The organism is Pseudomonas sp. FBCC-B1565, assembly GCF_059133265.1.
Genome location: NZ_CP101438.1, coordinates 5,395,942 through 5,417,093, shown reverse-complemented (window position 1 = coordinate 5,417,093; position 21,152 = coordinate 5,395,942). Strand labels below are relative to the sequence as shown.

The window sequence follows — 21,152 nt, the reverse complement described above, 5'->3', positions numbered from 1 at the left end:
GAAAACGGCTCACAGTGTTTGAAATTAATGTCAGGCGCGTGCCTGCACGGTCACCCAATACCGCGTGAAACGCCGTACTTTCACCGGCAGGCTCACTTCCAGCAGGTCCAGAATGCGTTCACTGTCGTCCAGCGGGTAGCTGCCGGAGATCAACAGGTTGGCCACCTGCGGGTCGCAATTGAGCTGGCCACGACGATAACGGCCGAGTTCGCCGAGGAAATCTTCCAGGCGCATGTGGGCGGCGACCAGCATGCCGTCGGCCCAGGCACCGCTGTTGGCGTCGGTAGGGCGAGGGGTATCCCAGCCTTTGCGGGTGAAGTTGACCTGGCGCGCGGCCTCGACCGTCAGCGGCAGGCCGCTGTAGGTGTTGGGCATTACCTCGACGCGGCCATCGAATACCGCCAGCTGGGTGTGGTCGTTGAACTGGCGCACGTTCATGCGTGCCGCGTGGCTGGTAAGTAGACCCTGGCCGGTCAACACGTTAAGCGGTGTGTTGCCGGCGAAACCGGTCAGCAGGATTTCGCCTTCAAGCAGGCGGATCAGTCGTTGCTGGCCATCGAAGTGCACATCCACTGCGCTGCCGGTATTGAGCTGCAACTGGCTGCCATCGGCCAATTGCACCTTGCGCCGCTGGCCGATGGGGCTGCGGTAATCGGCGGTCAGCGGCGGCAGGATATGTTGCTGGCGCAGGCCCCAGGCGGCGGCCGAACCGGCACCGAGGATCAACAGCAACTTGAGCGCTTGGCGGCGGCTGGTGGAGGTTGGCGCGTTCAACGCCGCGTGGGCCAGCGGCGAGGGCATGCCGCGCAGGCGCTGGTTGACGCGTTGCATATGGTCCCAGGCGCGCTGGTGTTCGCTGTGGGCGTTCAGCCAGTGTTGCCAAGCGGCCTGCTGGCGTGGGTTGAGGCCGCCTTGCTGCATTTCCATCAGCCAATGCACGGCCTGTTCGGCGACTTGAGTGGAGAAGGTCATAGGGCGAAATAGCAGCGCATGGCCGCTTTGGTCAGGTGACGCTTGACGGTGGCGATGGAAATCCCCAACTCAGCGCCGATTTGCGCGTAGGTCAGGCCATCCAGCTGGGCCAGCAGGAAGGCGCGCTTGACCTGCACGGGCAGGCCGTCGAGCAGTTGGTCCAGCTCGACTAGGGTTTGCAGGATGATTGCGCGTTCTTCTTCGGATGGCGCCACGTGTTCGGGCATGTGTGCCAGGGCATCGAGGTAGGCGCGTTCCAGGTCCTGGCGGCGGTAGAAGTTGAACAGCACGCGCTTGGCAACCGTGGTGAGAAACGCACGGGGCTCGACCAGCGTGGGGGTTTCCCGCGCGGTGAGCACGCGCATGAAGGTGTCCTGGGCAAGGTCAGCGGCGCTTTCCGGGCAGCCGAGCTTGCGTCGCAACCAGCCGGTGAGCCAGTGGTGATGGTCGGTGTACAAAACTTCGACGGTGTTGGACGGGCTCAACGGGGACACTCCACAAGCATCGCCATGCTTTAGAGAACAAGAATTGTTCGCATTGTAGGGGCCGTGAAGGGCTTCGGCAATCCATCCGCGCAGGTGATTCATCCGTTCTGTTTTGCTTATGAGAATATTTATCATTAATATTGCGCGCTGATGAACCTGGCGCCTCCCGCATGAAAAGCAAAACCTCGCTGCCTGTCTCTTATCGTCTTGCCGTGACCTCGCGTGTGTTGGCTGCCGTGGTGGGCGGTTACCTGATGGCGTCCCTGGCCAGTATCTGCCTGGCGCTGTGGCTGCCCACCTCCCGCGCCGATGCGGTGATCACCGGGATGATGAGTTCCTTCGTGTTCTACCTGCTGGCAGTCATCTGGTGTTTCGCCTGCCGCAGCGCCGCACGTGCCTGGTTCGGCGTGATGCTGCCAAGTGCCGCGTTTGCCACCTTGGCGGGTGTGGGCTTGTGGATGGCACGGGTATGAAAGAGGGTTTCCGTCAGGCGATGGCCTGGTTGCACACCTGGGCCGGGCTGATCTTTGGCTGGCTGCTGTTTGCGATTTTCCTGACAGGCACCCTGTCGTATTTCAAGGACGAGATCAGCCACTGGATGCAGCCCGAAGTGCAGGCCCGTCCCTTGGACGATGCACGCAGCCTCACCGTCGCCCAAACCTATCTGCAGCAGGTCGCACCCACCGCCGCTCGCTGGTTCATTACCTTGCCGGATAGCCGCGATCCCGGCCTGTCGGTGATGTGGCAGGACAAAGTCGACCCCGGCAAGCGTGGCAACTTCATCCAGAAAACCCTCGACCCCGTCACCGGCCAGGCCGTGCAGGCCCGTGAAAGCATGGGCGGCGAGTTCTTCTATCGTTTCCATTTCCAGCTGCAAATGCCTTACCCGTGGGGCCGCTGGCTGTCGACCATCGCCGCGATGGTGATGTTCATCGCGCTGATCACCGGCATCATCACCCACAAGAAAATCTTCAAGGACTTCTTCACCTTCCGCCCCCGCAAAGGCCAGCGTTCCTGGCTTGACGGGCACAACGCGGTGGGTGTCCTGGTGCTGCCCTTCCATCTGATGATCACCTACAGCAGCCTGGTGATCTTCATGAGCATGGTGATGCCAGCACCGATCCTGGCTTCCTACGGCAACGACACCCGCGCCTTTTTCAGCGAGGTGTTCCCGAACACCAACAACGCACCGGCATCTGGCCAGCCAGGCACATTGCTGCCGCTGGTGCCGATGTACGAGCAGGCGCGTGCGCAGTGGGCGGGTGGGCATGTGGGGCGTGTGGCGGTGAATAACCCCAGCGATGTGAACGCCTCGGTCAATGTATTTCGAGCAGGTTCCGACAGCGTGGTGCACGATTTCGGCAGTACTGTGTCCTTCAATGGCAGCACCGGTGAACTGTTGCGAGTGAGTGGCGGGCAGTCGCTGCCGGCGGCTATCGGCGGCAGTTTCTATGGCCTGCACATGGGCCATTTCGCCGGCCCGGTGCTGCGCTGGTTGTACTTTATCTGTGGGTTGGCGGGCACGGCGATGATCGGCACCGGGCTGGTCATCTGGCTTGGCAAGCGCCAGCTCAAGCACGCCAAGGCCGGCGTGATGCCCTTTGAGTTGCGACTGGTGGAAGTGCTCAACATTGCCAGCATGTCCGGGCTGATGATCGCTATCGCGGCGTTCTTCTGGGCCAACCGCCTGCTGCCGGTGAGCTTCGCCGAGCGTTCCGACTGGGAAGTGCAGACCTTCTTTATTGCCTGGGGCCTGAGCCTGCTTCACGCCATCCTGCGGCGTGGCCGCCAGGGCTGGGTCGAGCAGTTGAGCGTCGGCGCATTGCTGTTTATTGCCATTCCATTGCTCAACGCGTTGACCACCTCGCATCACCTGGGCGTTTCATTGGCCACCGGCGACTGGGCCATGGCCGGCTTCGACCTGACGTGCCTGGCCAGCGGCGTGTTCCTCGGCTGGGCAGCCTGGAAGATGCAGCACCGCACCGTGCCTGCGCCCAAGGCCGAACGTGCACGCGGGTTGACGCTCAAGCAGGAGGCGAACTGAATGCTACTGGCGCTGCTGATGTGCTACGTCGGGTTCACCGCATTGTGCTTATCCACCGACCGTCATCACGGTGAGTTGCTGCACAGCAAACTCTCGTCCCGTCGGCGTACGGGGTTGCGTGTGGCCGGGTGGTTGCTGCTGACCGTGTCGATCTGGCCCGCCGTGGCCATCGCCGGTTGGGGCCAGGGCCTGGTGGAGTGGTGCGCCGTGTTGATGCTCAGCGCATTGCTGCTGGTGTTTCTGTTGCCATATAGGCCAAGGCTGGCCTTGATCCTGGCGGGTGTCGGCCTGCTCGCCAGCCCTGTTGCAGCCTTCGCCACCCTCTGAGCCCGCCCATGATGATCAGCACCCCACCCGAACCCCAGGACAGCCAGCACGCTGACGCGGCCGGTGGGCGTGCGCATTTCCTGCAGGTGTTCCTGTCCCAGCGTTCGCAGATGGAGGCCCTGGTGAGTCGCCGCGTGGGGTGCCGCGCGACGGCGGCGGACCTGGTGCAGGACCTGTTCCTGCGCTTCTGGCGCCGGCCGCTGGTGCAGGTCGAAGAACTCAGTACCTACCTGTTGCGCTGCGCCGGCAATATCGCCATCGATCACTTGCGCAGCGAAGGCGCGCGAGTGCGCAGCAACGAAGGCTGGCTGCCCGAACAGCAGGACAACCAAGGCTCCGAGCCCCAGGCGGCGCTGGAAGCTGGCAATGATCTGCGCCATGTCGAAGCGGCCCTGCGCAGCTTGCCCGAGCGCACGCGGCAGATTTTCCTGCTCAACCGCATCCACGGCCGCAAGTACGCAGAAATCGCCAAGGCCATGGGCTTGTCCCAAAGTGCCGTGGAAAAACATATGATGCGTGCCCTCGAAGCCTGTAAAGCCAGCCTTCGCGACCCCTCATCCCCACGCACGCCAGGGAAAGCACCGTGAACGTCACCCCCACGCCCGCCCAGGAACACGCCGCACTGGCCTGGCTGAGCCTGTTGCATGATCAGCCGAGCAGCGGTGACCAGGCCACGTTCAGCCGCTGGCTGCGGGCCGATCCTGCGCATGTCGAGGCGTATGCCCAGGCCCAGGTGCTGTGGGAGTTGAGCGAAGTCCCGGCGCGCAGGCTGGCGGATGAAGAGGCAATGGCCTTGCAGGGCTACCTCAATGCGATGAACACCCCGAAGCGTTCGCGGGTGGTGCGTTGGTCCGGGGCGTTGGCCATGGCTGCGTGCCTGTTGGTGATGGTGTCCATGGGGGCTGGTTGGCAGCCGTCGCGGTGGGTCGATGACTTTGGTGCGGACTACGTGACGGCGCCCGGGGAAATCAAAACCGTCACGCTGGCTGACAAATCCCAGGTCACCCTGGACGCTGACAGCGCCATCGCTGTGGATTTCAACCATGGTGAGCGGCATATCCAGTTGCGTCGCGGCGCCGGTTTTTTCAGCGTGACCCATACCGGTGAGTCGTTCGTGGTGGAGGCGGGCAGCGGTGAAGCGCGGGTGCTGGGTACTCAGTTCGAAGTGCGCCTGCAACCGGCAGGCGCCCAGGTAACGGTGTTGTCCGGGCGGGTTGGCGTGACGCCGTCAAAGCAGGGGCAACAGCAGATTCTTACCGCCGGCCAGCAAGTGGCCTACGCCGATGGCAGTGCCGAACCGATGCATGGGGTCGACAGCGAATCACGCCTGGCCTGGCGCGACGGCTGGCTCAACTACTACAAGGCGCCGCTGGCGGACGTGGTGAAGGACCTGGGCCGTTACTACCCCGGTCGCATCCTGTTGCTCAACGACGAGATGGGCGCCAAACGCGTCAGCGGCAGCTTCCCGAGCAAGGACCCACTGGCGGTGCTGAATGCGTTGCAGGCGGTGCTGGGGTTTGAACAGCACCACGTGCTGGGGCGCATGATCGTGGTGCGCTGATTACTTCAGCGCTGCCATGATCTTCTCCGGGCTGTACTCGCGAATCAGTGTGCCGTTCACGTCCACAAACGGAATCCCACCACCGCCCAACGCCTCATACGCCTTGCGCGCCTGGGCGTCCTTCTCGATATCGAACGCCTGGTAAGGGATGCCTTTCTGGTCCAGGAAACGGCGGATCTGCTTGCAGTACCCGCACCACTCGGTGGCGTAGAGCGCCACGCGCGCCTTCGCCCGCGTCTGCTCTGGCACCACCTGCGATGGGTTGAACACCCGCTCGATCTTGCCCCAGTTCTGGATCACCACCACCACCAGCAATACCAGCAGGACTTTCTTGAAGACCCCGCCGAGCATCAGTTACGGCGCTTGAGCTGGTCGGTCAGTTGGGTCGGCAGGCCCTTGATGATCAAGGTGCCGGCGGCTTCGTCGTACTCGATCTTGTCGCCCAGCAGGTGTGCTTCAAAGCTGATGGACAGGCCCTCGGCGCGGCCGGTGAAGCGGCGGAACTGGTTGAGGGTGCGTTTATCCGCCGGAATCTCCGGTGACAGGCCGTAGTCCTTGTTGCGGATATGGTCGTAGAACGCCTTTGGCCGATCTTCATCGATCAGCCCCGAGAGTTCTTCCAGGCCCATGGGTTCGCCGAGCTTGGCCTGGCTGCTGGCGTAGTCCACCAGGGTCTTGGTTTTTTCGCGGGCGGATTCGTCCGGCAGGTCTTCGCTCTCCACGAAGTCACTGAACGCCTTGAGCAAGGTGCGGGTTTCGCCCGGGCCGTCGACGCCTTCCTGGCAGCCGATGAAGTCGCGGAAGTATTCCGACACCTTCTTGCCGTTCTTGCCCTTGATAAACGAAATGTACTGCTTGGACTGCTTGTTGTTCTGCCACTCGGACACGTTGATCCGCGCCGCCAGGTGCAGTTGGCCCAGGTCCAGGTGACGGGACGGGGTCACGTCCAGCTCGTCGGTCACCGCCACGCCTTCGCTGTGGTGCAGCAGGGCGATGGCCAGGTAGTCGGTCATGCCCTGTTGGTAGTGGGCGAACAGCACATGCCCGCCGGTGGAAAGGTTGGACTCTTCCATCAGCTTCTGCAGGTGCTCGACCGCCGTGCGGCTGAAGGTGGTGAAATCCTGCCCGCCGTCGAAATACTCCTTCAACCAGCCGCTGAACGGGTGCGCGCCCGACTCGGCATGGAAGAAACCCCAGGCCTTGCCTTGTTTGGCGTTGTAGCTCTCGTTGAGGTCGGCAAGCATGTTCTCGATGGCGGCCGACTCGGCAAGCTCGGAGTCGCGGGCATGGAGAACTGCGGGTGTGCCGTCGGGTTTTTTGTCGATCAGGTGGACGATGCAATGACGGATCGGCATAGGCTTCTCGGCTGGTTGAGAGGGGAGCGGTGGGCCTCCCCGAAAAGTCGCCAAGTGTACCGCACCATTGGCCAAGACGTGCTTCGAAGGGTGTTTTGGGCAGCTTCCGACGGGGCATATGCCTTTTTTTCACGGTTTAGAGCGATAAAGCTGACCAAATGGGTAGGTAGAGGCGGATATTTCCCCGTCTCTGTGCTAGTTTTGCCCCGTCTTACGCCAAGTCTCGGCGATAAGCGTGCATTCAGCATCTGTCAGGTCGAACCAATCCCCGTTTCAAGCATCTATAACCCCGATCTCCGTGGTTATAAGCCTGGGGTGCCAGACCATGACGGTCGGGCTCGACGGCTGACACTGCACTCTGCAATCCATATGAATTTGATAGGGAAGGAACACCACAATGGCTATTACTAAAGACCAACTGATCGCTGACCTGGCTGAAGCAGTAGACGCACCGAAAACTACCGTGCGCGCTCTGCTGGACCAACTGAGCCAAGTTGTTGCTGACCAGCTGGAAAACGGCGGCGAAATCACTCTGCCAGGCGTTGGCAAACTGAAAGTGACCGAGCGTCCTGCCCGTACTGGCCGTAACCCTTCGACTGGCGCTGCCATCGAAATCGCTGCCAAGAAAGTTATCAAGCTGGTTGTGGCCAAAGGCCTGACCGACGCTGTTAACAAGTAAGACGCAGCAAAAAAAACCGTGCTTCGGAGCGATCCGGGCACGGTTTTTTGTTGCCTGCGATTTGTGTCTAGCGCACCCAGCGCTGGCGCCAGATCTGTTGCTCGTTCTTGGTCTGGAAGGTCCAGGCTACAAAGCGGCTCTGCTTCTGCCCCTGGGACATTTCCACCACCTGGCTTTCCAGCACGCCGGCTTTTTTCAGGGCTGTCTCGATCGCGGGCAAGTTCGACGCTTTTGACACCAGGCAACTGAACCACAACACCTTGTGGGCAAAATGCGCACTTTCAGCGATCAGTTGCGTCACAAAGCGCGCTTCGCCACCTTCACACCACAGTTCAGCCGATTGGCCACCAAAGTTCAGCACCGGCAACTTGCGCTTGGGATCGGCCTTGCCCAGGGCGCGCCATTTGCGTTCGCTGCCCTTGGTCGCTTCGTCCATGGACGCATGGAACGGCGGGTTGCACATCGTCAGGTCGAAGCGCTCACCCGGCTCCAGCAAGCCTAGCAGGATCTGCTTGGGGTTGGTTTGCTGGCGCAACTGGATGACCTTGCTCAGGTCGTTGGACTGCACGATGGCCTTGGCTGCGGCCACTGCGATAGGGTCGACCTCGGAGCCGAGGAAGTTCCAGCGGTATTCCATGTAGCCAATCAGCGGGTAGACGCAGTTGGCGCCCATGCCGATGTCCAGCACCTTGACGATCGAACCGCGCGGGATCTTGCCTTCATTGGTGCTGGCCAGCAGGTCGGCGAGGAAATGTACGTAATCCGCACGCCCCGGCACTGGTGGGCACAGGTAGTCGGCCGGAATGTCCCAGTGCTGGATGCCGTAGAAGGCTTTGAGCAGCGCACGGTTGAACACGCGCACCGCATCCGGGCTGGCGAAGTCGATACTTTCCTTGCCGTACGGGTTGATGATCACGAATTGCGCCAGTTCCGGCGTGGTCTTGATCAGCGCCGGGAAGTCGTAGCGGCCTGTGTGGCGGTTGCGCGGATGCAGGGTGGCCTCTTTGCGCGGCACAACGGGCTTGGCCGTGGCTGCGGTTTTAGGCTTCTTGCGCGGAGGTTTTGGCGTGCTGGGGGCGGTCATGATGATTCTGGTGTTGGCTCAAAGTGGTGGGCATTGTCACACATCCTGAGCCTGTCCCGGTCAAATGTGGGAGGGTGCTTGCCCCCGATGGCGGTGTGACAGTCAAAAAGAATGAGACTGATACACCGCCATCGGGGGCAAGCACCCTCCCACATTGGCCGCGTGTATAGGCGTTTCAGACAAAAAAAGAGACCCGAAGGTCTCTTTTTCTACACGACTCACACCTTACAGGCTGGAAATCCGCGCATGTTGCTCCGCCAGCTTGCCCAGGGCCTGTTCAGCCTCGGCCAGTTTGGCGCGTTCCTTCTCGATCACTTCAGCCGGCGCTTTGTCGACGAACGCCGCGTTGGACAGCTTGCCGCCCACCCGCTGCACTTCGCCTTGCAGGCGTGCGATTTCCTTGTCGAGACGGGCCAGTTCGGCACCCTTGTCGATCAGGCCGGCCATCGGCACCAGCACTTCCATCTCGCCAACCAGTGCGGTCGCGGACAGCGGTGCTTCTTCGCCGGTTGCCAATACGGTGATCGACTCCAGCTTCGCCAGCTTCTTGAGCAGCGCATCGTTCTCGGCGAGACGACGCAGATCCTCGGCGCTGGCGTTCTTCACAAACACCGCCAATGGCTTGCCCGGCCCGATGTTCATCTCGGCACGGATGTTACGCGTACCCATCATCAGGGTCTTGAGCCATTCGATATCGCTTTCGGCCGCTTCATCGATGCGCGCTTCGTTGGCCACCGGCCAAGGTTGCAGCATGATGGTCTTGCCTTCGATACCGGCCAGTGGCGCCAGGCGCTGCCAGATTTCTTCGGTGATGAACGGCATGAACGGGTGCGCCAGGCGCAACGCCACTTCGAGTACGCGCACCAGGGTGCGACGGGTGCCGCGCTGACGTTCGATCGGTGCGTTCTCGTCCCACAGGACCGGCTTGGAGAGTTCCAGGTACCAGTCGCAATACTGGTTCCAGATGAACTCGTACAGGGCCTGTGCGGCCAGGTCGAAACGGAACTGGTCGAGCTGGCGGGTCACTTCGGCTTCGGTGCGTTGCAGTTGCGAGATGATCCAGCGGTCGGCCAGGCTCAGTTCGACGGCTTCGCCGTTCTGACCACAGTCTTCGCCTTTATCCAGCACGTAGCGCGCCGCGTTCCAGATCTTGTTGCAGAAGTTGCGATAGCCTTCGACGCGGCCCATGTCGAACTTGATGTCGCGACCGGTAGACGCCAGCGAGCAGAAGGTGAAACGCAGGGCGTCTGTGCCGTAGCTGGCGATGCCATCGGCGAACTCGTCGCGGGTCTGCTTCTCGATCTTCTTCGCCAGTTTCGGCTGCATCAGGCCCGAGGTGCGTTTCTGCACCAGGGTTTCCAGGTCGATGCCATCGATGATGTCCAGTGGGTCCAGGACGTTACCCTTGGACTTGGACATCTTCTGGCCCTGGCCGTCACGCACCAGGCCGTGCACGTACACGGTCTTGAACGGTACCTGCGGGGTGCCGTCCTCGTTCTTCACCAGGTGCATGGTCAGCATGATCATCCGGGCAACCCAGAAGAAAATGATGTCGAAGCCGGTGACCAGTACGTCGGTGGAGTGGAATTTCTTCAGGAATTCGGTCTGTTGCGGCCAACCCAGGGTGGAGAAGGTCCACAGGCCCGAGCTGAACCAAGTGTCCAGTACGTCGTTGTCCTGCTGCAGCGCAACGTCGGGGCCCAGGTTGTGCTTGGCGCGCACTTCGGCCTCGTCACGGCCTACATAGACCTTGCCCGACTCGTCATACCAGGCCGGGATGCGGTGGCCCCACCAGAGTTGACGGCTGATGCACCAGTCCTGGATATCGCGCATCCACGAGAAGTACATGTTTTCGTACTGCTTGGGCACGAACTGGATGCGGCCGTCTTCCACAGCGGCAATCGCCGGTTCTGCCAGCGGCTTGGTGGACACGTACCACTGGTCGGTCAGCCACGGCTCGATCACAGTGCCGGAGCGATCGCCCTTCGGCACTTTCAGGCCGTGGTCGTCAACGCTCACCAACAGGCCGGCGGCGTCGAAGGCAGCAACGATCTGCTTGCGCGCTTCAAAACGGTCGAGGCCGGCGTATTCAGCCGGGATCTTGCCGTCGATGCTCTCGTTCAGTGTGCCGTCCAGGTTGAACACCTGGCAGGCCGGCAGAACGGCGGCGTTCTTGTCGAAGATATTCAGCAGCGGCAGGTTATGGCGCTTGCCGACTTCGTAGTCGTTGAAATCGTGGGCCGGGGTGATTTTCACGCAACCGGTGCCGAATTCAGGGTCGCAGTAGTCGTCCGCGATGATCGGGATACGGCGGCCAACCAGCGGCAGTTCGACAAACTTGCCGATCAGCGCCAGGTAGCGTTCATCGTTCGGGTTAACCGCCACGGCGGCGTCGCCGAGCATGGTTTCCGGACGCGTGGTGGCGACGATCAGGTAGTCGTTGCCTTCAGCGGTCTTGGCGCCGTCGGCCAGCGGGTACTTGAGGTTCCACAGGAAGCCTTTCTCGTCGTGGTTTTCCACTTCAAGGTCGGAAATCGCCGTGTGCAACTTGGTGTCCCAGTTGACCAGGCGCTTGCCGCGGTAGATCAAGCCGTCTTCATGCAGGCGCACGAAGGCTTCTTTCACAGATTCCGACAGGCCGTCGTCCATGGTGAAGCGCTCGCGGCTCCAGTCTACGGACGAGCCGAGACGACGGATCTGACGGCTGATATTGCCGCCGGACTGATCCTTCCATTCCCAGATCTTTTCCAGGAATTTCTCGCGGCCCAGGTCGTGACGGTTCTGGCCGGTGGCTTCGAGTTGGCGTTCCACCAGCATCTGGGTGGCGATACCGGCGTGGTCGGTGCCTGGCTGCCACAGGGTGTTGCGGCCCTGCATGCGGCGGAAACGGATCAGTGCATCCATGATCGCATTGTTGAAGCCATGGCCCATGTGCAGGCTGCCAGTGACGTTCGGTGGCGGAATCATGATGGTGTAGGAATCGCCCGCGCCTTGCGGGGCGAAATAATTCTCGGATTCCCAGGTGTTGTACCAGGAAGTTTCGATGGCGTGCGGCTGGTAGGTCTTATCCATGCGCGGCGGGACCCTAGTTGGCATTTATTCAGGAAAGCCGGCAAGTATAACGGGGCTGGGAGCTGAGGGCGAGTTGAAGACTTGTGCAAATCAAAGGTGGGAGGCTTGTCCCCTCCCACAGGAAGTTTATGCAAGGCTCAGGACTGGTATTGGCTGAGCAGCCGCTCCATCCGCGCATCCAGCCGGCGCTTGATCTCGGTTTCGATATGCGGGGCGAAGTCGTCGATCACGTCCTGCATGATCAGTTGTGCGGCGGCGCGCAGTTCGTTGTCCAGGTGCAGTAGCAGGGCGTCGGGCCCTTTTTCAGCGGGGGCAGGTTCGACGGCGGGAGCTTCGACAACCGGCTCCGGCGCGACAGGTTTGCCGCCGACCATGTCGAACAGCAGCGGAATCTGTACCTCGCCATCGACCGTCTCGGTCAACAGCGGCGGTTGCAAGTCATCATCACCCAGTAACTGACGGATCGACTCCAGGTCGTCCAGCAGGTGGTCGTCTTTTTTCTGCGGGTTTGGCGTGTCCATCATTTACTCAAAGTCGTTGTAGCCGGTGATCCTGGAGAGGATAGCCCTGTTCGCGGTAGAAACGGAAACTCTCCCGCGCGGCCTGACGAATAGCCGGATCTTCCACCACCACCTCTGCCACACGGGCAAAAGCCTTGGCGAATGGCGGTACTTTCAGGTCCAGGTTGACCAGCAGGTCATGGTGATCGCCGCAACTGTCACCCAAACCCAGCACCACCAGGCCTTCAGGTTCAGACTCGGCGGGGCCGTGGGGTACGAAGCTTTCGCCCTTGAAGCGCCACAGGCGGGCATCCAGCTCATCGCGTTGGGCGGCATCGCTGCAATGCAGGTAGATGCGGTGGCCCATGCGCCAGGCTTTTTCGGTGAGTTTGCAGGCAAAGTCCAGGCGCGCGAGCGGATCGGCGCTGGGCAATATATAGAAGTCGACTTGGGTCATTGCGGTTCCTGAGACCGAGGCGACGTAAGAGTCGCCTCGGAATCTTCAGTTTCAGGCCTTGGCGCGATCCAGCAGGTACTGGGTCAACAATGGCACCGGACGGCCAGTGGCGCCCTTGTCCTTGCCGCCGCTGGTCCAGGCCGTGCCGGCGATGTCCAGGTGCGCCCAGTTGAAGTTCTTGGCAAAGCGCGACAGGAAGCAGGCCGCAGTGATGGTGCCGGCTTTTGGACCACCGATGTTGGCGATGTCGGCGAACGGGCTGTCCAGCTGTTCCTGGTACTCATCGAACAGCGGCAGTTGCCAGGCGCGGTCGTCGGCGGCTTTACCGGCGCTGAGCAGTTGCTCGATCAGCTCGTCGCTGTTACCCAGCAGGCCGGAAGTGTGGGAGCCCAGGGCGACGATGCATGCGCCGGTCAGGGTGGCGATGTCGATCACGGCCTGTGGCTTGAAGCGCTCGGCGTAGGTCAGGGCATCGCACAGCACCAGGCGGCCTTCGGCGTCGGTGTTGAGGATTTCGACGGTCTGGCCGCTGAGGGTGGTGACGATGTCACCCGGACGGGTCGCGCCGCCGCTCGGCATGTTCTCGGCACAGGCCAGGATGCACACCAGGTTGATCGGCAGCTTGAGTTCCAGCACGGCACGCAGGGTGCCGAACACGCTGGCGGCGCCGCCCATGTCGTACTTCATCTCGTCCATGCCCAGGCCCGGCTTGAGGCTGATGCCGCCGGTGTCGAAGGTGATGCCTTTACCCACCAGGGCGTAAGGCTTCTCGGACTTCTTGCCGCCGTTGTATTGCATCACGATCAGGCGTGGCGGCTGGTCGCTGCCTTGGCCCACGGCATAGAACGAGCCCATGCCCAGTTCCTTGATCTTCTTCTCGTCCAGCACTTCGACTTTCAGGCCCTTGAACTCCTTGCCCAGCGCCTTGGCCTGTTCGCCGAGGAACGTCGGGTGGCAGATGTTCGGCGGCAGGTTGCCCAGGTCACGGGTGAACGACATGCCGTTGGCGATTGCAGTCGCGTGGGTCACGGCGCGCTCGACTTCAGCCTGGGCGGCCTTGATGGTCAGCAGGGTGATTTTCTTCAGGGCACGCGGTTCGGCCTTGGTGCTCTTGAACTGGTCGAAGATATAGCCGCCGTCCACCAGGCTTTCGGCCAGCAGGCGGGTCTTGCCGTAGCTGTCACGGCCTTTGACCACGATTTCATCGAGGGCCAGTGCGGCATCAGTGCCACCCAGGCCCTTGAGGGTGTTGAGGATGCCGCTGATGATCTTGCGGAACGGGCGGTCGCCCAGCTCGGCATCCTTGCCCACGCCTACCAGCAATACGCGGTCGGCCTTGAGGTTGGGCAGGCTTTGCAGCAGCAGGCTCTGGCCGACTTTGCCGGCCAGGTCGCCGCGCTTGAGCACTGCGCTGATAGCGCCGCCGCTGAGTTCGTCGAGTTGCTTGGCGGCCACGCCGAGCTTGCGGCCTTCGCCGATGGCGACCACGAGGGTGGCGGTTTTCAACGTTTCGGGGCTAACGCTTTTTACAACCAGTTCCATTTTCGGGTCCCTTATAAAGGTCGGTTAGCCAGGAGTCTGTACTCCGGCTTTAATACCAGGCAGCTGTGTAAACCGCCGGCGACAAAGGCCGCAGTTTGAACCTCGCCGACGGAGCCTGACAACCCTTGGTGCACGCTTTGTGCGTGTGCACGAGCAAGCTCCGTGACAGGCGCGGTCAATCACAGGATAATGCGCCATCTTTTTAGCCGGCCCTGTATAAACGGGCTGTCTCGGTATGCTTGCTTGTTTGGCCGCCTTAGCCTGACAACCCTGGAGTGTCTGGTTTGATTGTCTTCCGTTATCTGTCCCGCGAAGTCCTGTTGACCCTGAGTGCCGTGAGTGCGGTGCTGCTGGTCATCATCATGAGTGGTCGTTTCGTCAAATACCTGGCCCAGGCTGCCTCCGGCGCCCTGGACCCGGGCTCGCTGTTCCTGATCATGGGCTTCCGCCTGCCGGGCTTCTTGCAGTTGATCTTGCCGTTGGGCCTGTTCCTCGGGATCCTGCTGGCCTATGGCCGCTTGTACCTCGAAAGCGAAATGACCGTGCTCTCGGCCACCGGCATGAGCCAGCAGCGCTTGCTGGGCATGACCATGATCCCGGCCGCCGGCATCGCGCTGATCGTGGCCTGGCTGAGCCTGGGCCTGGCGCCCCAGGGCGCCTTGCAGTTCCAGTTGGTGCTGAACAAGCAGGATGCGATGACCGAGTTCGACACCCTCGAGCCCGGTCGCTTCCAGGCGCTCAATGACGGTTCCCGGGTGACCTACACCGAAACCCTGACCGACGACCGCGCCAATCTGGGCGGTGTGTTCATCTCCGAGAAACGCCTGGGCCAGGACAAGAAAGACCGAGGCATTTCCGTGCTGGTGGCCGATTCGGGGCGCCAGGAAGTGCGTCCTGATGGCAGTCGCTACCTGATCCTGGAGAATGGCTACCGCTATGACGGCAGTCCGGGCATGGCCGATTACCGCGCAATCAAGTACGACACCTATGGCGTGATGCTGGCTCGCCCGGACATCAGCGACGAAGTCACTGACCGTGATGCCATCCCGACGACTGACCTGTGGGGCAGCAAGGAACTGCGCTCCGTTGCCGAGCTGCAATGGCGACTCTCCCTGCCGCTGCTGGTGTTCATCGTGACCTTGATGGCCGTGCCGCTGTCGCGCGTCAACCCGCGTCAGGGCCGATTCCTCAAGCTGTTGCCGGCGATCCTGCTGTACATGGCTTACCTGACCATCCTGATTTCCGCCCGCGGCTCCCTGGAGAAGGGCAAGCTGTCGCCGACCCTGGGCCTGTGGTGGGTGCACGGGATCTTCCTGGTGATCGGCCTGGGGCTGCTCTACTGGGAACCGATCCGTTTGAAAATGATGAGCCGTCGCGGCCAGAAGGAGTTGGCTCGTGGCTAAGCTCGATCGCTACATTGGTAGCAGCGTACTGATCGCCATCCTGGCGGTATTGGGCATCATCCTCGGGCTGGCGTCGTTGTTCGCCTTCATCGATGAAGTGGGCAACGTCAGCGACACCTACACCGTGTGGGACGTGCTGAGTTATGTGGCCCTCACCGCGCCGCGTCGCCTCTACGACATGATGCCGATGGCCGCGCTGATCGGCTGCCTGATCGGCCTGGGCAGTCTGGCCAGCAACAGCGAACTGACCATCATGCGCGCCGCCGGCGTGTCCATCGGTCGTATCGTCTGGGCGGTGATGAAGCCCATGCTGCTGCTGATGGCCTGCAGCGTGCTGATCGGCGAATACGTCGCGCCACCGGCCGAAACCACTGCCCAGGCCAATCGCGCCCTGGCCCAGGGGTCGGGCGACGCGCAAAGCTCCAAGCATGGCCTGTGGCACCGCCAGGGCGATGAGTTCATCCATATCAACGCGGTGCAGCCCGGTGGCCTGTTGATTGGCGTGACCCGCTACACGTTCGACAAAGAACGTCACCTGCTGGAATCCAGCTTCGCCAAACGTGCGCAGTACAGTAGCGAAAAATGGCAACTCAGCGACGTCACCACGACCTACTTCCGTAATGTCGGCCAAGGCACCAAGGCCAGCACTGAAGTGATCAACGTGCCGAGCGAGGAGTGGGACATCGCCCTCAAGCCGGAACTGCTCAATACCGTGGTGATGATCCCGGAAAGCCTGCCGATCTCCGGGTTGTGGGGCTATATCCACTATCTGAAGGACCAGGGCCTGAACAACGGCCGCTACTGGCTGGCGTTCTGGGTCAAGGTGTTGCAACCGGTGGTGACCGCCGCGTTGGTGCTGATGGCGATTTCCTTCATCTTTGGCCCGCTGCGTTCGGTGACCCTGGGCCAGCGCGTATTCACGGGGGTGCTGGTGGGTTTCACCTTCCGCATCGCCCAGGACCTGCTGGGTCCGTCGAGCCTGGTGTTCGGCTTCTCGCCGCTGTTTGCGGTGCTGGTGCCCACGGCCATCTGCGCCCTGGCGGGCTTCTGGTTACTGCGTCGGGCCGGTTGATACCGCGCTTATGATCAAAAAATGCCCTGGTCGAGAGATCGGGGTATTTTTGTTCTGGTCAGCAAAGATGACGTCTGGCCTGAGCATCAGGTACAATTCCCGGCTATTTTTCAGCGGGCAATCTGCCTGCAGCCTTTTTGAGTGTTGATCCGTGAGTGATTTGAGTCATATCCGCAATTTCTCCATCATCGCCCACATTGACCATGGCAAGTCGACGCTGGCCGACCGGTTCATCCAAATGTGCGGTGGCCTTGCCGAGCGTGAAATGGAAGCCCAGGTCCTGGACTCCATGGACCTCGAACGCGAGCGCGGCATCACCATCAAGGCCCACAGCGTTACCCTGTATTACAAGGCCAAAGACGGTATCACCTACCAACTGAACTTCATTGACACCCCGGGCCACGTCGACTTCACCTACGAAGTCAGCCGTTCCCTGGCGGCCTGTGAAGGTGCCTTGCTGGTGGTGGACGCAGGCCAGGGCGTGGAAGCGCAGTCGGTTGCCAACTGCTACACCGCGATCGAGCAGGGCCTGGAAGTCATGCCCGTGCTGAACAAGATCGACCTGCCCCAGGCCGAGCCAGAGCGCGTCAAGGAAGAGATCGAGAAGATCATCGGCATCGACGCCACCGACGCCGTCACCTGCAGCGCCAAGACCGGCCTGGGTGTCGACGAAGTGCTCGAACGCCTGGTGCACACCATCCCCGCGCCGACCGGCAACTACGAAGATCCGCTGCAAGCGTTGATCATCGACTCCTGGTTCGACAACTACCTGGGCGTTGTCTCCCTGGTGCGCGTGCGTCATGGCCGTGTGAAGAAGGGCGACAAGATCCTGGTCAAGTCCACCGGCAAGATCCACCTGGTGGACAGCGTCGGTGTATTCAACCCCAAGCACACCGCGACCGTTGATCTGAAAGCCGGTGAAGTAGGCTTCATCATCGCCGGTATCAAGGACATTCACGGTGCACCGGTGGGGGACACCCTGACCCTGAGCTCCACGCCGGATGTCGACGTGCTGCCGGGCTTCAAGCGCATCCAGCCGCAGGTCTACGCCGGTCTGTTCCCGGTCAGCTCCGACGACTTCGAAGACTTCCGCGAAGCCCTGCAGAAGCTGACCCTCAACGACTCGTCGCTGCAGTACACCCCGGAAAGCTCCGACGCCCTGGGTTTCGGCTTCCGTTGCGGGTTCCTGGGCATGCTGCACATGGAAATCATCCAGGAGCGCCTCGAGCGCGAATACGACCTGGACCTGATCACCACCGCGCCCACCGTTATTTTCGAGTTGTTGCTGAAAACCGGTGAAACGATTTACGTCGACAACCCGTCCAAGCTCCCGGATCTGTCGGCCATCGAAGACATGCGCGAGCCTATCGTGCGGGCCAATATCCTGGTTCCGCAGGAGCACTTGGGCAACGTCATCACTTTGTGTATCGAAAAACGTGGCGTACAGCGCGACATGCTGTTCCTCGGTACCCAGGTCCAGGTGACCTACGATATGCCGATGAACGAGGTGGTGCTGGACTTCTTCGACCGTCTCAAATCCACCAGCCGCGGCTATGCTTCGCTGGATTACCATTTCGACCGTTACCAATCGGCTAATCTGGTGAAACTGGATGTGTTGATCAACGGCGACAAGGTCGATGCCCTGGCACTGATCGTGCACAAGGACAACGCGCACTACAAAGGTCGCCAGTTGACCGAGAAGATGAAAGAACTGATTCCGCGCCAGATGTTCGACGTCGCGATCCAGGCCGCCATTGGCGGGCAGATCATTGCACGAACCTCCGTCAAGGCACTCAGAAAGAACGTACTGGCCAAATGCTACGGCGGTGACGTAAGCCGTAAGCGCAAGCTGCTTGAGAAGCAAAAGGCCGGTAAAAAACGCATGAAGCAAGTAGGTAACGTGGAAGTTCCACAAGAAGCCTTCCTTGCGGTGCTCAGGTTGGATAGTTAGGTCCTATGTCGCTAAATTTCCCGCTGTTGCTGGTCATCGCCGTTGCCGTTTGCGGTCTCCTGGCGTTGCTCGATCTGGTGTTCTTCGCCCCGCGTCGGCGGGCGGCTATCGCGGCCTATCAGGGCAGCGTCAGCCAGCCCGATGGCGTGGTGATCGAGAAGCTGAACAAAGAGCCTTTGCTGGTTGAATACGGCAAGTCGTTCTTCCCGGTGTTGTTCATCGTGCTGGTGCTGCGTTCGTTCCTGGTGGAGCCGTTTCAGATCCCGTCGGGGTCGATGAAACCTACCCTGGACGTGGGCGACTTCATCCTGGTGAACAAATTTTCCTACGGGATCCGCCTGCCGGTGATCGACAAGAAGGTCATCGAAGTCGGTGACCCGCAGCGCGGCGATGTGATGGTGTTCCGCTACCCGAGCGACCCGAACGTCAACTACATCAAGCGTGTGGTAGGCCTGCCGGGCGACGTGATTCGCTACACCAGTGACAAGCGCCTGTTCATCAACGGTGAGTCGGTGGCCGAGAAGCTGCTGGGTTCCGAGCCGAACAGCCTGGGCAGCGCCGAGCTGTACCAGGAAAAACTCGGTGCGGTAGAGCACGAGATCCGCAAGGAAATGAGCCGCTACCGTGCACAGCCTGACGGCCAGTGGACCGTGCCGGCCGGGCACTACTTCATGATGGGCGACAACCGCGACAACTCCAATGACAGCCGGTACTGGGATGACCCCAACATTCCCAAGGACCTGCTGGGCATGGTTCCCGACCAGAATATCGTCGGCAAGGCCTTTGCGGTCTGGATGAGCTGGCCGGAACCCAAACTCAGCCACCTGCCGAACTTCTCGCGGGTCGGGCTGATCAAGTAATACAGGCGGCGCTGTGAACACAGCGCCGAATGCTTTTCTGGGGTGGGGACAAATCGGTCCTGCCTCATGCAGCACCAACCAGGATTTGAATTTGAACACTGCGTCAATCGTCGATGGCCGCCGGTGCCACCAACTAGATATGGATAAACCGTGACCGTTTCTCTAGCACGTCTCGAGCGCCAGCTCGGCTACACCTTCAAGGACCAGGAATTGATGGTCCTTGCCCTCACACACCGCAGCTTTGCCGGGCGCAACAACGAGCGCCTGGAATTCCTCGGTGATGCCATCCTCAACTTCGTCGCCGGTGAGGCGCTGTTCGAGCGCTTCCCCCAAGCCCGTGAAGGTCAGCTGTCGCGCCTGCGTGCGCGCCTGGTGAAGGGCGAGACCCTGGCCGTGCTGGCCCGTGGCTTTGGCCTGGGCGAGTACCTGCGCCTGGGTTCCGGGGAGTTGAAGAGCGGCGGTTTCCGTCGCGAGTCGATCCTGGCCGATGCCCTTGAAGCGCTGATCGGTGCGATCTACCTCGATGCCGGTATGGAAGCCGCCAAGGAGCGCGTCACCGCCTGGCTGACCTCCGAGATCGAGAGCCTCACGCTGGTCGACACCAATAAAGACCCCAAGACCCGCCTGCAGGAATTTTTGCAGTCCCGCGGGTGCGAACTGCCACGCTACGAAGTGGTGGATATCCAGGGTGAGCCCCATTGCCGCGTGTTCTTCGTGGAATGTGAAATCACCTTACTGAACGAAAAAAGCCGAGGTCAGGGTGTGAGCCGCCGTATTGCCGAACAGGTAGCGGCCGCCGCAGCACTGATTGCCCTGGGCGTGGAGAATGGCCATGACTGATTCAACCGCAACACGCTGTGGCTATGTTGCCATCGTCGGCCGCCCGAACGTGGGCAAGTCCACGTTGCTCAACCACATCCTCGGCCAGAAGCTGGCGATCACCTCGCGCAAGCCGCAGACCACCCGTCACAACATGCTGGGCATCAAGACCGAAGGCAATGTGCAAGCGGTGTACGTCGATACCCCGGGCATGCACAAGGGTGGCGAGAAGGCGCTTAACCGCTACATGAACAAGACCGCTTCGGCGGCGTTGAAAGACGTCGACGTGGTGATCTTCGTGGTCGACCGCACCAAGTGGACCGACGAAGACCAGATGGTCCTCGAACGTGTGCAGTACGTCACCGGTCCGTTGATCGTCGCGCTGAACAAGACCGACCGTATCGAAGACAAAGCCGAGCTGATGCCGCACCTGAGCTGGCTGCAGGAACAACTGCCGAACGCCCAGATCATCCCGATCTCGGCCCAGCACGGCCACAACCTCGATGCCCTGGAGCGCGTGATCGCCGAGCACCTGCCCGAGAACGAGCACTTCTTTCCGGAAGACCAGATCACCGACCGTAGCAGCCGCTTCCTCGCCGCTGAACTGGTGCGCGAGAAAATCATGCGCCAGATGGGCGCGGAGCTGCCGTACCAGATCACCGTGGAAATCGAAGAGTTCAAGCAGCAGGGCAAGACCTTGCACATCCATGCGCTGATCCTCGTCGAGCGTGATGGCCAGAAGAAAATCATCATTGGCGACAAGGGCGAGCGCATCAAGCGCATCGGCACCGAGGCGCGCAAGGACATGGAATTGCTGTTCGATTCCAAGATCATGCTCAACCTGTGGGTGAAGGTGAAGGGCGGCTGGTCCGATGACGAGCGCGCACTGCGCTCCCTGGGCTATGGCGACCTGTAAGGTCCTGAATGCACCGCAGGGCTGAAAATGTGGGAGGGGGCTTGCCCCCGATG

General features: G+C 61.2%; 21 protein-coding genes. 12 read left to right on the top strand and 9 right to left on the bottom strand.

The genetic code is table 11. The features are described 5' to 3' along the window. Window positions 1-30: 30 nt before the first annotated feature. Window positions 31-972: a FecR domain-containing protein gene (locus NL123_RS25070; protein WP_494356574.1), complete on the bottom strand. Its 942-nt coding sequence runs from the start codon at window positions 970-972 to the stop codon at window positions 31-33. After that, window positions 969-1,457, bottom strand: a complete 489-nt coding sequence (locus NL123_RS25065) for a sigma-70 family RNA polymerase sigma factor (protein ID WP_071488625.1) — start codon at window positions 1,455-1,457, stop codon at window positions 969-971. The genes NL123_RS25070 and NL123_RS25065 overlap by 4 nt, the downstream gene beginning before the upstream one ends. Window positions 1,458-1,627: 170 nt before the next feature. Here NL123_RS25065 and NL123_RS25060 point away from each other — a divergent pair, with 170 nt between their 5' ends. Genes NL123_RS25060 through NL123_RS25040 form a run of 5 tightly spaced genes read left to right on the top strand, consistent with a single transcriptional unit; the run spans window position 1,628 to window position 5,389 of the window. Further along, complete coding sequence (locus NL123_RS25060; RefSeq protein WP_071494024.1) at window positions 1,628-1,930, top strand: DUF3649 domain-containing protein; 303 nt, start codon at window positions 1,628-1,630, stop codon at window positions 1,928-1,930. Next, complete coding sequence (locus tag NL123_RS25055; protein WP_494356573.1) at window positions 1,927-3,501, top strand: PepSY-associated TM helix domain-containing protein; 1,575 nt, start codon at window positions 1,927-1,929, stop codon at window positions 3,499-3,501. The genes NL123_RS25060 and NL123_RS25055 overlap by 4 nt, the downstream gene beginning before the upstream one ends. After that, window positions 3,502-3,828, top strand: coding sequence for a DUF3325 domain-containing protein (locus tag NL123_RS25050; protein ID WP_494356572.1), 327 nt, complete (start codon window positions 3,502-3,504; stop codon window positions 3,826-3,828). 8 nt (window positions 3,829-3,836) lie between these two features. After that, window positions 3,837-4,415: an RNA polymerase sigma factor gene (locus NL123_RS25045; RefSeq protein ID WP_248486399.1), complete on the top strand. Its 579-nt coding sequence runs from the start codon at window positions 3,837-3,839 to the stop codon at window positions 4,413-4,415. Further along, window positions 4,412-5,389 carry a FecR family protein gene (locus NL123_RS25040; RefSeq protein ID WP_248486400.1) on the top strand — a complete coding sequence of 326 codons (978 nt, stop codon included), beginning with the start codon at window positions 4,412-4,414 and terminating at the stop codon, window positions 5,387-5,389. Before NL123_RS25045 ends, NL123_RS25040 begins: the two co-directional genes overlap by 4 nt. Here the strand turns inward: NL123_RS25040 and NL123_RS25035 are convergent, their stop codons facing one another. Together NL123_RS25035 and yejK are read right to left on the bottom strand one after the other, a co-directional pair. Further along, a complete protein-coding gene (locus NL123_RS25035; protein WP_248486402.1) occupies window positions 5,390-5,740 on the bottom strand; it encodes a glutaredoxin family protein in 351 nt (116 codons plus the stop codon). Continuing rightward, window positions 5,740-6,744, bottom strand: coding sequence for a nucleoid-associated protein YejK (yejK, locus tag NL123_RS25030; RefSeq protein WP_010212893.1), 1,005 nt, complete (start codon window positions 6,742-6,744; stop codon window positions 5,740-5,742). Before yejK ends, NL123_RS25035 begins: the two co-directional genes overlap by 1 nt. Window positions 6,745-7,141: 397 nt before the next feature. Here yejK and NL123_RS25025 point away from each other — a divergent pair, with 397 nt between their 5' ends. Further along, window positions 7,142-7,423 carry an HU family DNA-binding protein gene (locus tag NL123_RS25025; protein ID WP_003188840.1) on the top strand — a complete coding sequence of 94 codons (282 nt, stop codon included), beginning with the start codon at window positions 7,142-7,144 and terminating at the stop codon, window positions 7,421-7,423. A gap of 67 nt (window positions 7,424-7,490) precedes the next feature. Here the strand turns inward: NL123_RS25025 and rlmF are convergent, their stop codons facing one another. The 5 genes from rlmF to NL123_RS25000 form a co-directional block, all read right to left on the bottom strand. Continuing rightward, the gene (gene rlmF, locus NL123_RS25020) at window positions 7,491-8,507 is read right to left on the bottom strand and encodes a 23S rRNA (adenine(1618)-N(6))-methyltransferase RlmF (RefSeq protein ID WP_071494019.1); all 1,017 of its coding nucleotides are present in this window, start codon (window positions 8,505-8,507) and stop codon (window positions 7,491-7,493) included. Window positions 8,508-8,732: 225 nt separating this feature from the next. After that, the gene (locus NL123_RS25015) at window positions 8,733-11,579 is read right to left on the bottom strand and encodes a valine--tRNA ligase (RefSeq protein WP_494356571.1); all 2,847 of its coding nucleotides are present in this window, start codon (window positions 11,577-11,579) and stop codon (window positions 8,733-8,735) included. 137 nt (window positions 11,580-11,716) lie between these two features. Beyond that, window positions 11,717-12,100 (bottom strand): DNA polymerase III subunit chi, encoded by a 384-nt coding sequence (locus tag NL123_RS25010; RefSeq protein WP_248486406.1) that lies wholly within the window; start codon window positions 12,098-12,100, stop codon window positions 11,717-11,719. 7 nt (window positions 12,101-12,107) lie between these two features. Next, a complete protein-coding gene (locus tag NL123_RS25005; RefSeq protein WP_012722396.1) occupies window positions 12,108-12,536 on the bottom strand; it encodes a DNA polymerase III subunit chi in 429 nt (142 codons plus the stop codon). A gap of 51 nt (window positions 12,537-12,587) precedes the next feature. Beyond that, a complete protein-coding gene (locus NL123_RS25000; RefSeq protein ID WP_248486408.1) occupies window positions 12,588-14,078 on the bottom strand; it encodes a leucyl aminopeptidase in 1,491 nt (496 codons plus the stop codon). Window positions 14,079-14,362: 284 nt separating this feature from the next. On the opposite strand from NL123_RS25000, the gene lptF reads away from it, so the two are divergent. From lptF to era, 6 genes are all read left to right on the top strand, one after another. Further along, window positions 14,363-15,481, top strand: a complete 1,119-nt coding sequence (lptF, locus tag NL123_RS24995) for an LPS export ABC transporter permease LptF (protein WP_248486410.1) — start codon at window positions 14,363-14,365, stop codon at window positions 15,479-15,481. Beyond that, window positions 15,474-16,553, top strand: coding sequence for an LPS export ABC transporter permease LptG (lptG, locus tag NL123_RS24990; RefSeq protein ID WP_494356570.1), 1,080 nt, complete (start codon window positions 15,474-15,476; stop codon window positions 16,551-16,553). Before lptF ends, lptG begins: the two co-directional genes overlap by 8 nt. A 151-nt stretch (window positions 16,554-16,704) precedes the next feature. After that, window positions 16,705-18,504 carry a translation elongation factor 4 gene (gene lepA, locus NL123_RS24985; RefSeq protein WP_003188853.1) on the top strand — a complete coding sequence of 600 codons (1,800 nt, stop codon included), beginning with the start codon at window positions 16,705-16,707 and terminating at the stop codon, window positions 18,502-18,504. A gap of 5 nt (window positions 18,505-18,509) precedes the next feature. Further along, window positions 18,510-19,364, top strand: coding sequence for a signal peptidase I (lepB, locus tag NL123_RS24980; protein ID WP_248486414.1), 855 nt, complete (start codon window positions 18,510-18,512; stop codon window positions 19,362-19,364). Between the two features lie 150 nt (window positions 19,365-19,514). Continuing rightward, window positions 19,515-20,204 carry a ribonuclease III gene (gene rnc / locus NL123_RS24975; RefSeq protein WP_012722401.1) on the top strand — a complete coding sequence of 230 codons (690 nt, stop codon included), beginning with the start codon at window positions 19,515-19,517 and terminating at the stop codon, window positions 20,202-20,204. Beyond that, window positions 20,197-21,099 (top strand): GTPase Era, encoded by a 903-nt coding sequence (gene era / locus NL123_RS24970; RefSeq protein WP_016978271.1) that lies wholly within the window; start codon window positions 20,197-20,199, stop codon window positions 21,097-21,099. Before rnc ends, era begins: the two co-directional genes overlap by 8 nt. The last annotated feature ends 53 nt before the right edge of the window (window positions 21,100-21,152 follow it).

Excerpts from the sequence above, each read along its gene's own strand:
- NL123_RS25070 (WP_494356574.1), bottom strand. The coding sequence starts at position 972 with ATGACCTTCTCCACTCAAGTCGCCGAACAGGCCGTGCATTGGCTGATG.
- NL123_RS25060 (WP_071494024.1), top strand. The coding sequence starts at position 1,628 with ATGAAAAGCAAAACCTCGCTGCCTGTCTCTTATCGTCTTGCCGTGACC.
- NL123_RS25055 (WP_494356573.1), top strand. The coding sequence starts at position 1,927 with ATGAAAGAGGGTTTCCGTCAGGCGATGGCCTGGTTGCACACCTGGGCC.
- NL123_RS25050 (WP_494356572.1), top strand. The coding sequence starts at position 3,502 with ATGCTACTGGCGCTGCTGATGTGCTACGTCGGGTTCACCGCATTGTGC.
- NL123_RS25045 (WP_248486399.1), top strand. The coding sequence starts at position 3,837 with ATGATGATCAGCACCCCACCCGAACCCCAGGACAGCCAGCACGCTGAC.
- NL123_RS25035 (WP_248486402.1), bottom strand. The coding sequence starts at position 5,740 with ATGCTCGGCGGGGTCTTCAAGAAAGTCCTGCTGGTATTGCTGGTGGTG.
- yejK (WP_010212893.1), bottom strand. The coding sequence starts at position 6,744 with ATGCCGATCCGTCATTGCATCGTCCACCTGATCGACAAAAAACCCGAC.
- NL123_RS25025 (WP_003188840.1), top strand. The coding sequence starts at position 7,142 with ATGGCTATTACTAAAGACCAACTGATCGCTGACCTGGCTGAAGCAGTA.
- rlmF (WP_071494019.1), bottom strand. The coding sequence starts at position 8,507 with ATGACCGCCCCCAGCACGCCAAAACCTCCGCGCAAGAAGCCTAAAACC.
- NL123_RS25015 (WP_494356571.1), bottom strand. The coding sequence starts at position 11,579 with ATGGATAAGACCTACCAGCCGCACGCCATCGAAACTTCCTGGTACAAC.
- NL123_RS25010 (WP_248486406.1), bottom strand. The coding sequence starts at position 12,100 with ATGGACACGCCAAACCCGCAGAAAAAAGACGACCACCTGCTGGACGAC.
- NL123_RS25005 (WP_012722396.1), bottom strand. The coding sequence starts at position 12,536 with ATGACCCAAGTCGACTTCTATATATTGCCCAGCGCCGATCCGCTCGCG.
- NL123_RS25000 (WP_248486408.1), bottom strand. The coding sequence starts at position 14,078 with ATGGAACTGGTTGTAAAAAGCGTTAGCCCCGAAACGTTGAAAACCGCC.
- lepB (WP_248486414.1), top strand. The coding sequence starts at position 18,510 with ATGTCGCTAAATTTCCCGCTGTTGCTGGTCATCGCCGTTGCCGTTTGC.
- era (WP_016978271.1), top strand. The coding sequence starts at position 20,197 with ATGACTGATTCAACCGCAACACGCTGTGGCTATGTTGCCATCGTCGGC.